The sequence below is a fragment of the Fodinicola feengrottensis genome (assembly GCF_039530045.1).
Lineage (GTDB): Bacteria > Actinomycetota > Actinomycetes > Mycobacteriales > HKI-0501 > Fodinicola > Fodinicola feengrottensis.
In genome coordinates this window covers 179247-191589 of record NZ_BAAANY010000023.1, presented here as the reverse complement: position 1 = coordinate 191589, position 12343 = coordinate 179247, and the positions used below count along the sequence as shown (strand labels likewise).

General features: G+C 67.3%; 11 protein-coding genes. 4 read left to right on the top strand and 7 right to left on the bottom strand.

The genetic code is table 11. The features are described 5' to 3' along the window. The first annotated feature begins 94 nt into the window (after positions 1 to 94). Both ABD301_RS29035 and cobA read left to right on the top strand, forming a co-directional pair. Positions 95 to 1429, top strand: coding sequence for a bifunctional cobalt-precorrin-7 (C(5))-methyltransferase/cobalt-precorrin-6B (C(15))-methyltransferase (locus ABD301_RS29035; protein ID WP_344313520.1), 1335 nt, complete (start codon positions 95 to 97; stop codon positions 1427 to 1429). Then, positions 1411 to 2664 carry a uroporphyrinogen-III C-methyltransferase gene (gene cobA, locus ABD301_RS29030; protein WP_344313519.1) on the top strand — a complete coding sequence of 418 codons (1254 nt, stop codon included), beginning with the start codon at positions 1411 to 1413 and terminating at the stop codon, positions 2662 to 2664. Before ABD301_RS29035 ends, cobA begins: the two co-directional genes overlap by 19 nt. Positions 2665 to 3594: 930 nt before the next feature. On the opposite strand, the gene ABD301_RS29025 is transcribed toward cobA, so the two are convergent. The 3 genes from ABD301_RS29025 to ABD301_RS29015 are packed head-to-tail and all read right to left on the bottom strand — an operon-like array spanning position 3595 to position 6823. Next, positions 3595 to 5004, bottom strand: a complete 1410-nt coding sequence (locus ABD301_RS29025; RefSeq protein ID WP_344313518.1) for an ABC transporter substrate-binding protein — start codon at positions 5002 to 5004, stop codon at positions 3595 to 3597. Positions 5005 to 5030: 26 nt separating this feature from the next. Next, positions 5031 to 5870 (bottom strand): ABC transporter permease subunit, encoded by an 840-nt coding sequence (locus ABD301_RS29020; RefSeq protein ID WP_163571991.1) that lies wholly within the window; start codon positions 5868 to 5870, stop codon positions 5031 to 5033. After that, positions 5867 to 6823 carry a carbohydrate ABC transporter permease gene (locus tag ABD301_RS29015; protein WP_163571992.1) on the bottom strand — a complete coding sequence of 319 codons (957 nt, stop codon included), beginning with the start codon at positions 6821 to 6823 and terminating at the stop codon, positions 5867 to 5869. Before ABD301_RS29015 ends, ABD301_RS29020 begins: the two co-directional genes overlap by 4 nt. Positions 6824 to 7067: 244 nt before the next feature. Here ABD301_RS29015 and ABD301_RS29010 point away from each other — a divergent pair, with 244 nt between their 5' ends. Together ABD301_RS29010 and ABD301_RS29005 are read left to right on the top strand one after the other, a co-directional pair. Further along, positions 7068 to 8057, top strand: a complete 990-nt coding sequence (locus tag ABD301_RS29010) for a sigma-70 family RNA polymerase sigma factor (protein ID WP_344313517.1) — start codon at positions 7068 to 7070, stop codon at positions 8055 to 8057. A gap of 70 nt (positions 8058 to 8127) precedes the next feature. Further along, a complete protein-coding gene (locus ABD301_RS29005) occupies positions 8128 to 8853 on the top strand; it encodes an SDR family oxidoreductase (RefSeq protein ID WP_163571993.1) in 726 nt (241 codons plus the stop codon). Here ABD301_RS29005 and ABD301_RS29000 read toward each other — a convergent pair. The 4 genes from ABD301_RS29000 to ABD301_RS28985 are packed head-to-tail and all read right to left on the bottom strand — an operon-like array spanning position 8850 to position 12343. Next, on the bottom strand, positions 8850 to 9878 hold the full coding sequence (locus ABD301_RS29000; RefSeq protein WP_344313516.1) for an LLM class flavin-dependent oxidoreductase: 1029 nt from the start codon (positions 9876 to 9878) through the stop codon (positions 8850 to 8852). The two genes, ABD301_RS29005 and ABD301_RS29000, sit on opposite strands and share 4 nt — an antisense overlap. Position 9879: 1 nt before the next feature. Then, on the bottom strand, positions 9880 to 11040 hold the full coding sequence (locus tag ABD301_RS28995; protein WP_344313515.1) for a sensor histidine kinase: 1161 nt from the start codon (positions 11038 to 11040) through the stop codon (positions 9880 to 9882). Then, a complete protein-coding gene (locus ABD301_RS28990) occupies positions 11037 to 11606 on the bottom strand; it encodes a hypothetical protein (RefSeq protein ID WP_344313513.1) in 570 nt (189 codons plus the stop codon). Before ABD301_RS28990 ends, ABD301_RS28995 begins: the two co-directional genes overlap by 4 nt. An 11-nt stretch (positions 11607 to 11617) precedes the next feature. Further along, positions 11618 to 12343: an MBL fold metallo-hydrolase gene (locus tag ABD301_RS28985; RefSeq protein ID WP_163571996.1), complete on the bottom strand. Its 726-nt coding sequence runs from the start codon at positions 12341 to 12343 to the stop codon at positions 11618 to 11620.

The window sequence follows — 12343 nt, the reverse complement described above, 5'->3', positions numbered from 1 at the left end:
CGATTGGCGCCTTTGGGCGGCCGTTTTGGGGCCGACAAACATCACTTCCACGCATAACTCGTGGTAAACGCGTGGTGACGCTTAGCCTGTGCTGGTGATCGTCTCTGTGGTCGGCATGGCTGGGACCAGCGCGAACGGTTCGCGAGCTGAGGAGTCGTTCAGCTCGCCGGCGGAACTGAAGTCGTTGTTGGAGGACGCGGACCTGGTGGTCGGCGCGCTGCGGCATATCGCCGCCGCCGACGTGCCCCGGGACGTGCCGGTGGTCGAGCTCGGGCCGTTGGAGTCGGCGATGGCCGCCATCGACCGGCTGCGCGCGGACGAGATGGCGATGGTCGCGGCGGCCGAGAAGCTGCCGCACACCGAGTTCGAGCCGACCCAGGTCTTCTCCACCGGCAAGGGGCAGGCGCAGGTCGTCGTACTGGCCGGCGGCGACCCGACCTTCTTCGGCATCGTACGAGTGCTCGCCGACCGGTTCGGCCGGTCCGCGCTGAAGGTGTGGCCCACCATCTCGTCGCTGTCGCAGCTGTTTGGCAAGCTTGGGATGAGCTGGGATGACGCCGTCGTGATCAACGCCAACGGGTCAGGTGAGGAGGAGACGCGGCGCGCCCTGAACGCCTGCCTCGCCTTCCCGAAAGTGGCCGTGATCAGCACCGATGGCGAACTGCCCGGCAAGCTCGGCCGCGGCCTGCGGCACCGGGACCGGATGCTGGCGGTCGCCTCCGCGACCGGCACCGCGCAGGAGCAGGTCACCGAGCTGACGCCGACCGCGGCCAGCGCCCAGTGGTTCACGCCCTCCACGGTGACCGTGGTGTGGCGGCCGGTGGGTGTTGCGGTCGCCAAGGCCCGCGGTGTCCACGTGTGCGCCGGCGCTCCCCGCGTCCCGTACCGATGGGCGCTCGCGGACGCGGCTTTCGCGCACCAGGACGCTGCGGTCACATCGGCGGAAGTACGGGCGATCGCGCTCAGCCGGCTCGGTCCGGGCCCCGGTGACCTGGTGTGGGACATCGGCTCGGGGGAGGGGTCGGTGGCGGTCGAGTGCGGCCGCTTCGGCGCGGCGGTCGTCGCGGTCGAGGCCGATCGCGGTGCGTGCGTACGCATCGCCACCAACGCCCGTGCGCACGGTGTTGAGGTCGACGTGGTGTCCGGGAGGGCCCCGGAAGTGTTGGCGGACCTGGCCGACCCGGACGCGGTCTACGTCGGCGGCGGAGGGGCCGCGGTGGTCGCCGCCTGCGCGGCGCGGGTCCGCCGCTGCGTGGTGGTCGCGGTGTCCTCTGTGGACGAGGTCACAGCCTGCCGGTCCGCGATGACGTCCGCCGGGCTTGCCGTCGATGGTGTTCTGCAGCAGGCTTCTGGTCTGACCGGGCTCGGGTCCGGTGACCGGCTGGCCACCGCCAGGCCGACGTTCCTGCTGTGGGGGGAAAGATCGTAGCGACATCATCGCCGTACCAGCTGGGTCTGCGGCTGGCTGGCCGCAAGGTGCTTTTGGTCGGCGGCGGCGCGGTCGCGCAGCGCCGGCTGCCGGCGCTGCTCGACGCGGCCGCGCGGGTCACCCTGGTGGCACCGCTGGTGACGGCCGGCATTGAGTCCTTGGTCAGCGCCGGATCGGTGGCTTATGCGGCTCGCACGTACCAGCCGTCCGATGTGGACGGTGCCTGGTTTGTGTTGGCCGCCACCGATGATCCGGTGGTGAACGCCGCCGTCGCGGCCGACGCCGAGCGGCTGCGGATTTTCTGCGTACGCGCCGACGAAGCGTCCGAGGCCTCCGCATGGACGCCGGCTGTCGGCCGGCACGAGCAGGTGACCGTGGCCGTCCACGCCGGCCGCGACCCGGCCCGCGCCGCCGCCATCCGCAGCTTGATCGTCGAACGGCTCGCCGACGGCTCGCTGGATGCGCCGCCGGTCCGCCCCACCGCCAGCGGCATTCCCGGCGTCGCGTTGGTCGGCGCCGGCCCGGGCGACCCGGAGCTGATCACCGTCCGCGGCCGCCGGCTGCTCGCCCGGGCCGAGGTCGTCGTGGTCGACCGGCTGGCACCGCATCTGTTGCTGGACGAGTTGCGCAGTGACGTCGAGGTCATCGACGCGGCGAAAATCCCGTACGGCCGCTACGTCGCCCAGGAGAAAATCAACGAGGCGCTGGTTTCCCGGGCGCTGGCGGGAAAATTCGTCGTACGGTTGAAGGGCGGCGATCCGTTCGTCTTCGGCCGTGGCGGCGAGGAGATCGAAGCCTGCGTGGCCGCCGGCGTGCCCGTACAAATCGTCCCCGGCGTCACCAGCCCCATCGCGGCCCCCGGCGCCGCCGGCATCCCGATCACCCACCGCGGTGTCGCCCACGAGTTCACCGTGGTCAGCGGCCACGTCCCGCCGGACAGCCCGCAGTCCCTGGTCGACTGGGACGCCCTCGGGCGGCTGCGCGGCACCCTGGTCCTGATGATGGCGATCGAACGCCTACCCGCCATCACTTCCGCCCTCCTGGCCGCCGGCCGACCAGCCTCGACCCCAGCCGCCGCCGTACAGGAAGGCACCATGGGCAGCCAGAAAGTCGTCACCGGCACCCTCGCCACCATCGCCACCGAAGTCACCTCCGCCGGCCTGAAACCACCCGCCGTCGTCGTGATCGGTGACGTGGTAGCGGTAGCCGAGCGACTCCTCCCCGCCCTGAGCTAGCCCTTCCTGTCGGCCCTGTCTGAAAGCCTCGATTCGGGGGCGGCATTTTTAGGGGCAAGCCCGCTATCGAGGTCAGAAAGTCAAGGTCACGGGCGAAGGTCAAGGGCGAAGGTCAAGGTCAAGAGCGGCGGTTGCCTCGGGGGAGGGTGGATCCCGGTTCTTCCGGGTTTTGGTGTGGCGTGGCGTTTGGGTACGGGGAGAACGGACACCTCGCGCTGCTGGTGATGACGTTGCTTAGTTCTGTGCCCTGTTTGTCGCGTTTCCCGAGCCGTTTCCCGGGTATCGCTCGCCGAGTGCGGGCTTTTGTACCGCACTCGACCCCCGACCTGTGACAGCTGGGACTGGTGGGGCTCCTGCGGTGTGCCCGTCCCATTCTTCGGGACGAGAGTTGTTGATCTTGGTTAGTTGGCCTACCCAAAACGGACATCGGCCTGAAATGTCTGGTTTGGGTAGGCAAACTAACCAAGATCAACAAAGGATGTCGCGGAGAGTAGCCGAACTCGCAGCGGGTGGTGGCGCAGAGTAGCGAAGTCGACGGGGGAGGATGGGGTCGCGTGAGGGTCGATGGAGTGGGGTGAGGGGGATGTGCTTTTTTGCGAGTGTGGGCTGCTTGTTCTCCCCGTCGGCGGGCGTAGCCCTGCACATTTCCTGACCCGGCGGTGGCAAACAAAAGCCGGGCACGGCACCCAAGCTCCGCCGCCGGGCCGGGAAATGTGCTGCCCTTGGGCGCCGACGGGGAGAACAAGCAACCCAACCACCCACCTGCACCCAAACTCCGTTCTTCCTAGAGGCGCCGCCCGCAGGGCAGACCTTGACCTTCGCCCTTGACCTTCTGACCTCGACCTCCGTCTTTGAAGCCCTTGACCCGCACCTCAGCGTAAAAGAAAGCCCGGCGTCGGAAGAATCCGACGCCGGGCGGAAAGGGTGGGATCAGCCGCCGACGGACTGGTTGTATTGGCTGATGGTGGTCTTCAGGCTCGCTTCGGTGGCGTCGAAGGTGGCCTTCGGGTCCTTGCCTTGCAAAACGATTGCCTGCATCGCGTTTTCGACGGCTTTACGTGTCTGCGGCAGGGTGCCGAGCGCGCAGCCCTGAGTGGCGGTGGTGAGTTTGGTGTTCTGCAGCTGGGTGATCGCGGTCTTGAACTGCGGCCGCTGGCCGACCCAGGCCTGGTCGACACTGGTGGTCAGGGCCGACTTGCTGATCGGGAAATAGCCGGTGGAGGTGTGCCAGGTGGCCTGGGTGTCAGCGCTCGCCAGGTATTTGATGAATTCCCACGAAGCGCGTTCCTGCTCGGGCTTCTTTCCCTTGCCGACCACCCACAGGGAGGCGCCGCCGATGATCGGGCCGCCAGTGTCGGACGCGTTGACCTTCGGGTAGAAGCCGGTGCCGATGTCGAACTTTCCCTTGGTGGCCTTGAGGAAACCGCCGAGCGAGCCGGTGGATTCCAGGGTCATCGCGACCTTGCCGGCGGTGAAGGCGTTGTCGCCGTTCTCGGTGTTGCTGTCCAGCTTCAGCGCGAGGCCCTGGTTGACCATCTGCGTCCACCACTGCATCAGCTTGACGTGCGTGGGGGTGTCGAGTTTGACGCTGGTGGCCCGGCCGCTGCGGCCGTTGGAGGCGTCACACATCTCCTCGTTCGCGGCCGCGGTCCACTGCTCGAAGAACCAGCCGTAAAGGGAGGCGCCGAAGCCATACTGTACGACGTTGCCCGAAGCGTCCTTGACCGTCAGCTTCTTCGCCGCGGCCATGATGTCGTCGAGGGTTTTCGGTGGGTTGTTCGGGTCAAGGCCGGCCTTGGTGAAGGCGGTTTTGTTGATATACATCAACGGCATCGACGTGTTGAACGGCATCGAGTAGAGCTTCTTGTCGATGGTGTAATAGCCCGCGATGTTCGGCTGGATGTCCGACGTGTCGAACTTGTCCTTGTCCACAAAGGACTGCATTGGCAGGATCGACTGGGAGTCGATCATGAAGCGGGTGCCGATGTCATAGACCTGCAGGATGTCCGGCGTCTGGCCGTTGCTCAGCGCGCTCTTGTACGCCGTCAGAGTGTCGTCGTACGTGTTCTTGAACTGCAGGTTGACCTTGATCTTGCCGGTGTGCGAGGCGTTGAACGCGTTGGTCACCTTCTGCAACGCGTCGCCGTTGGCGCCGGACATGGCGTGCCAGAAGGTGACGTTGACCAGGCCCTTGCCGTTCAGCACCTCAGCGCCGGGGGCTTCGGTCGAGGTGCCACCGGAGCCCCCGTTGGACGCGGCTGAGCTGCAGGCCCCGAGCATGGCGACCGCGGCGAACGCGGCCACCAGGACGGCACCTTTGCCGCGAGTGAGTCGACGCACTTTTCCCTCCGAAAATTGGGTGGATCTCATTTCACCGCACCGGCGGTGAACCCCCGGATCAACCAGCGCTGGCCGAAAATGACCAACAACAGAGTCGGCACCAGGGTAATGGTAATTCCGGCCAGTAGGATGCCGGGGTCGCCGAACTCATTGCTCTTCAGCGCGAAAACCGCGGTTTGCAGCGTGTTCAGTGAATTGTCGCCGGAGGCGATGATCAGCGGCCAGAAATACATGTTCCAGCCTTGCAGGAATGACCACACCGCCAACGCGGTCAGCGACGGGCGTACGGCCGGCAACAGGATGGTGAAAAGAAATCGCAGATGGCCGCAACCGTCGATTTCGGCGGCCTGCCGGAGCTCGTTCGGGAACTGCTTGAAGGCCTGCCGCATCAGGAAAACCCCGAAGCCGACGGCCAGGAAGGGCAGCACCAGGCTCAGCCGGTTGTCGCCTATTCCGAGGCTGCGTACGAACAACGCGTTCGGCACCACGATCGCCTCGTACGGCACCATGATCGTGGCCATGAACACCCAGAACAGCAGCTTGCCGATGGGGTTGCGCAGGAACACCAGGGAGTACGCGGCGAGGCAGGACGTGACCACCTGCGCCACCATCATGGTGATGCCGACGAACAGCGAGTTCGCGAATGCCGGCCCGAGCGGCACAGTGGTCTGCTGCAGCGCGGAAAGATAGCTCGACAGGGTGAAATGGCCGAGCAGGTTGGGCGGTTGCTGCAGCAGATCCGACGACGGCAGGAAACCGCCGACCACGGTCAGCAGCACCGGGAAGAGCAGGACAATGGCCGCGATCACCAGCCACACGTAGATGATCGTGGCCGAGACCTTGCTCGGCTGGGTCACCCGACTCACCGGTAGTGCACCCGCCTTTCGATGACCCCGAACTGCACGACCGCCAGCAGAACACCGACGACGAGCAGCACCAGCCCCTGAGCGCTGGCAAGGCCGTAGTTGCTGTTGTTGTTATGGAAAGCGTTGTCGAAAACGGAGTAGACCAGCGTCGCACTGGAGCCGTTCGGGCCGCCGTCGGTCATCACCTGCACCTGGCCGAGGCTCTGCAGCGCGGTCAACGTGGTGGTGACGATCGCGAAGAACACGCTCGGCGAAATCATCGGCAATATGACACTGACGAACTGCCGCAGGCCCGAGGCGCCGTCGATGGTGGAGGCCTCCAGCACGTCCTCGTCGACGCCGGCGAGGCCGGCGCCAAGCACCAGGATGTTGAACCCGGAGACCATCCAGACTGTCACGCCGGCGACCGTGACGATCGCCCAGTTCGAGTCGGTGGTCCAGCCCGGCGCGGCGATCCCGACCAGCCGCAACGCCCAGTTGATCGGCGACATCGCCGGGTTCAGCATCAGCAGCCAGACCACGCTCGCGGTGGAGGCGGAGTAGGCGAACGGCAGGCTGAAGAGCGTACGAAACACCCGCATGCCGCGCAGCGGCTGCGAAATCGGGGCGGCCAGCAGCATTGGCAGAACCACCCCGGCGACCACCACGATCAGGGTGAATTCGGCGGTCTGCAGCAGGATGTGGCCGAACTGAGGGGTGAGTAGCTGCTCGAAATGTTGCAGACCGACGAACCGGGTCGGGTTGCCGAGGATGTCGCTGCCCCGGGTGGACAGGAACACCGCCTGGAAGAGCGGGAAGATCACGAACGTCCCGACGCCGGCCAGCGCGGGCAGGACGAACAGCAGCGCCAGCGCGAGCTCGCGGGGACTCCAGCGACGGCGCCGCCGGCGGGCGGGGACCGGCACCGAGCGTGCCGGGGCGGCGGTGGGGGAGGCGGTTACGGATACGGGCACGGCTGGCGAGTCTGGGTCAGTGACCGGGCTGGCCGACGAATCAGCGCTGTCCGTGGCATGACGGCTGCCGGAACGGCTGGTGCGGTCGTGGTCCGCAGAATTCACCCTTTTTGCCTTTTTCTCGATGTAATCATCGTTTCCTCAGGTCAACGCGGGCGCAGTCTAGCGCCCCGGGCATCAGTTGACGCGCAGATCGCCCCTTCCGGACCGATGCGTTTTGCCTCCGCGGTCGGTCTGTATTCGTATGGCGCAACGTGTGGAGTTCGTCCAGGAGACCAGCCCGTACCGGGGTGAGCTGCTCGCGCACTGTTACCGGATGCTTGGTTCGGTGCACGACGCCGAGGACCTGGTGCAGGAGACCTATCTGCGGGCGTGGCGCGCGTACGACGGCTTCGAGGGCCGTTCCTCGGTGCGTACGTGGCTTTACCGGATCGCCACTGGCGCCTGCCTGAACGCGCTGGAGCACAGCAGCCGGCGGTCCCTGCCGTCCGGTCTTATGGACGCGACGTATGAACCGGTCGTGGCGCCGGTCGCGGCCCGTGCGGAGGTTTCGTGGCTGCAGCCCTTCCCAGACCGGCTGCTCGGCACCGACGCGACCGACCCGGCCACCATCGTCGCCGAGCGGGGCAGCTTGCGGCTCGCACTTATAGCCGCGCTGCAGCACCTGCCGGCGCGCCAGCGCGCGGTCCTTATCCTGCGGGACGTGCTGGCATGGCGGGCCGATGAAGTCGCGGAGTTCTTCGGCACCACGACCGCGGCGGTCAAGAGCGCGTTGCAGCGCGCGCGTACGCAACTCAAAGCGGCCGCACCGAACGAGCGGGCCAGCGTCGACCTCGCCGGCCCGGATCAGCGGGCGCTGCTCGACCGCTATGCGGCGGCCTTCGAGAACTCCGACATCGCGGGGCTCCTGCACACCCTCCGTGACGATGTCGAGTTCGAAATGCCCCCCATTCCGACCTGGTTCAGTGGCCGGGACGAGGTCGTCCGCTTCATCGGCGACTACGTCCTTCCGGCGCCCGGCGACCTGCGACTGGTGCGTACGAGTGCGAACGGGCAGCCGGCTTTCGCCATCTACAAACGGGAAACGGACGGCCGGCATCATGCGCACGGGATCCAGGTGGTCACCGCCCGCGCGGACGGCGTCAGTCGGATCGTGACTTTCCTTGGCACGGGGCTGTTTCCGGATTTCGATCTACCCTCGGTGCACCCGTACGAGCTGGCCGTCCAACGCTGACCGCTCCCTTTCCGGCGGCTGTCCGGTCTGTATTCGTACCCACTTCCTGAGGTCGAAAGAGGACAACCTGATGGTCGCTCTTGTCACCGGCGCGAGCCGGGGTTTTGGTCGAGCCACTGCGATCGCGCTGGCCGAGGCGGGTCACGACGTGGTAGCGGTGGCGCGTGACCGCGCTCTTCTCGAAGAACTACGGGCGAAAGTCGGCCCGGCGGTGACTCCGGTGGTCGCCGACGTCACCGATCCCACCGTCGCTGGTCAGCTGCTCGACACGTACCAGCCGACGACGCTCGTCCTGAACGCCGGCGGGGTCCCGCTGACCCGGCCGATCCACCAGCAGACCTGGCAGACTTTCAGCCATAACTGGGAAGTTGACGTGCAGCACGTTTTCCACTGGACCCGGGAGGCGTTGCTGCGGCCGTTGGCGCCGGGCAGTACGGTCGTCACAATGTCCAGCGGTGCCGCGGTAAAAGGCTCGCCGATGAGTGGCGGCTATGCCGGCGCCAAGGCGGCGATCCGGTTTGTTTCCTCGTACGCGGGCGAAGAATCCGCGCGGGCCGGGCTGGGTATCAGGTTCGTCGCGCTGCTCCCGCAGCTGACTCCGGGGACCGATGTCGGGTCGGCGGGGGTCGCCGCGTACGCCAAAAGGCAGGGCGTCGATGTGCCGACCTTCATAGCGAACATGGGTCCGGTGCTGACTCCGGACCAGGTCGGCCTAACCATCGCCGACCTGGTCGCTGATGCCGGCAAGGATCAGGCCGCTTACCTTTTGACGGCGGAAAAACTCGCCGCTCTCTAGACGGGTTGGGAAACGTCCCGGAGCGCGGCGATGACCTCCAGCGACCGTACGCGGTCCGACAGCGCGCTCAGGTTGGTGGTCACCATCAGCTCGTCGGCGCCGGTCGTGGCGAGCAGGTCGTCAAGGCCGGCGCGTACGGTCGAGGGCCCACCGACGATGTAATGCGAGGTCAGGTTCTCGATAAAGGCGCGGTCTTCGGCGGTGTAGTCGTACGCGGCGGCTTCTTCTGGGGTCGGGAAGGCGATCGGCCGGCCGCGCCGCAGCGACATCATCGCGAGCGCGAGCGGAGCTGCCAGGTATTCGGCGCGCTCGTCGTTGTCCGCGCCCACCACCGAGGCCGCGACCAGCGCGTACGGTTCCTTGAGAACCTCGGACGGCTGGAAACGCTCGCGGTAGAGACGCAGCGCCGGCAGGGTGTTCTGGGCGCTGAAGTGGTGGGCGAAGGCGAAGGGCAGCCCTAGAATCCCGGCCACCTGCGCGCTGTAGCCGCTGGAACCGAGCAGCCACATCGCCGGCTGGTTGCCGCGGCCGGGGGTGGCCACGATCGGCGCGTACGGGTGGTCGGCCGGGAAGTCGCCGCCGAAGAAGGCGAGCAGCTCGCCGAGCTGTTGCGGGAAGTCGTCCGCGGACAGCGGGTCGGCGGATCGGCGCAGCGCTCGGGCGGTGTTCGGGTCGGTGCCGGGCGCTCGGCCGAGGCCAAGGTCGATTCGGCCCGGGTGCAGCGCCTCCAGGGTGCCGAACTGTTCGGCGACCACCAGCGGTGGGTGGTTCGGCAGCATCACCCCGCCGGAGCCGACCCGGATGGTGGTGGTCGCGGCCGCTACCGCGCCGATGAGCACTGCCGGCGCTGAGCTCGCGATGCCGGGCATCGAGTGATGCTCGGCCAGCCAGTAGCGCAGGTAGCCGAGCCGCTCGGCGTGCCGGGACAGTTCGATGGTGTCGCGGACCGCCTGGGCGGACGTACGGCCGGCGCCGACCGGCGCGAGGTCGAGCACGGACAGCGGGACGTTCGACAGGTCAGCCACGTCAGCTCATAACCCGCCGCAGCGAGGCAATCTTCCCGGCGAGGCGGGCCAGCGGATTCTCCGCCGGTGGGGTGCCCAACGGCACGGTGACGGTCAGCTGGAAACCGTCGCCATCGCCGATCCGTACGCTGCCGCCGGCCAGCTCGACCCGCTCGGTCAGGCCGCGCAGCCCGTTTCCCGGTCCGGCGGCGGCACCGCGGCCGTTGTCGGCGACCGTGAGCACCACCGTGCGGTCTCCGGTCCGTACGGTGATTTCGCAGGTGGTGGCCTTGGAGTGGCGGATCACGTTGGTGACGGCCTCGCGTACGGCCCAAGCCACTACGGCGGCCGCTGACGGCGGCGGAGCGGACCCTTCGTGGGTGATCGTCGGGCGGATGTTGGCGGCCTCGAGCGCGTGCGCGGACCTGGTGATCTCCTCGGCGAGGCTGCTTTCCCGGTAGCCGCTGACGGCTTCCCGAACTTCGCGCAGCGCGTCCCGGCCGATCCGCTGGATGTCGGCGACCTGTTCCTGCCCGCGCGGATCGTCGCGGCCGAGCCGGTCGGCCAGCTCGGCTTTGATCACGATCAGTGACAGCGTCTGGCCGAGCAGGTCGTGCAGGTCGCGGGCGAACCGCAGCCGCTCCTGCTCGACGGCCGCCTGCGCCAGCTCCTCGCGGGCCGCCCGGAGCTCGCCGATGGCGGCCAGGAACCGCCGCATCGTGGTCACGACTACCCCGGAAATCAGGGTGGTGTAACCGATCGCGAGCGCGTTGTCGATCGACCAGAACAGCGCGATGGCAACCGATCCCACTGTCAGGGCGAAAATGCAGACGTACGCCTGCCGCCATGGCAGTCCCGTCGCCATTCCGATGGACAGCAGCGCGAGTGGGCCAAAGCCGCTGCCGCCGAAGGCGATGATCATCAACGGTGTGGTGAGCGCCAGCAGGATGACGAGGATGACAGGGCGCGATCGGCCCGCGGCGTCGCGAACGCCGAACCACACGGCCAGCAGGTAAAGAGCGATGAAGACCGGCAGAATGATCGCGCCGAACCACAGCGGATGGATCTTCGCGTCGAACAGGTCGGTGATGTCGCCGAGCACGATGACCACCCAGGGCATCAGTGCGTACGGCGAGATTCTCGAGTCGATTTTCTCGTGGTCGGTGGTGTCGACCGCGGTCACGGCTGTCCGGATTTCTGCTGGACGACACCGCGGAACAGATCTGGGCGGAATTTTCGTACGCCCGCACCGAGATCCGCCGCGAGACGCTCGCCACGGCCGAGTTTCATCCGGTACCAGTCGGGGGACAGTTCTTCAAGATCTTGGTGCTTCTTGGGCGAGGAAATCAGCAGTGCCACATCGTCGCCGGTGCCGACCTCGATCGCGGTCACGTCCTTCCAACCGAGCTGGACGGTCGTGCCGGAGTTCTCGAATCGCACGCCACCGGCGGTAAAAGTGACCTTCGACCGCTGGTTTGCCTGCACAGCCGCGGCCAGTAGCAGGATCAGCGCGAGAAGTGACAGCAGCGCCCCGATAATGAACATGATCACCCGGCCGGCCGGCGGGAGGTAATTCGTGTGCGCGGTGCCAATGGGGTGCGCCGGATCCACGTGGTTGGTGATGGCCTGCCAGATCGCGCCCGGCCCGAGCACCAGGCAGGCGAGGGCACCGCCGAGCAGTGCCCCCACCGAGCCCTGCCGCGCACCCTTGACCACCACCGGTTCGATGTCCACGATTCCCCTTCCCACTCGGGCAATGATCACACGACGAATGGGATGCCCCGCGTCCGAGCGGCCACCGCGATCGGTCCGGAGTAGGAGTCCGCGGCGGCTCGTACGGCTGCTTCGTTGTCAGTCTTTGGGAAAAGGTGGGTGAGTATGAGTTGCCCGACCTCCGCCTCGGCGGCCAGTTGGCCCGCCTGGTGGGCACTGGACAGATGCTCGGCGCTGGCCGCCGGCACCTCGTCGGCGAAGCTCGCCTCGGCCAGCAGCAGGTCGACGCCGGCGGCGAACGCGGGCAGCGCCGGGCTTGGACCGGTGTCGCCGGTGTACGCCATGGTCTGCCCGCCGGCCGTCAACCGGACGCCCGCGTTCGGCAGGAAATGCGGAAGATTGGTCGTACGCACCGAAAATGGCCCGATGTCGAAGGCGTCGTCGGCGCTGAACTCGACCAGTTCGTACGCGGAGTCAAGCCAGCCGGGGCGGTCCAGAGCTAGTACCGCGGTGAGCGCACCGGGGAGGGCATGCACCTTCAGTCGCGGCGCGTTGACCGCCGACCGGGCGCGCAGCAGCGGGTTGAGGTCTGCGCAGTGGTCGGGGTGACCGTGCGTGACGAAGACGGCGTGGACCTCTTCGGTGAGCCGCGGGAACACCGCGTAACCGGGGTCGATCAGCAGCCGGAAGCCGTCGTGCTCCACGACATAGCCATTGCAGGCACCGCCGGGCGCCGGGAAGGCGCCGTCGCCGCCGATGATTTTCAGCTCCAT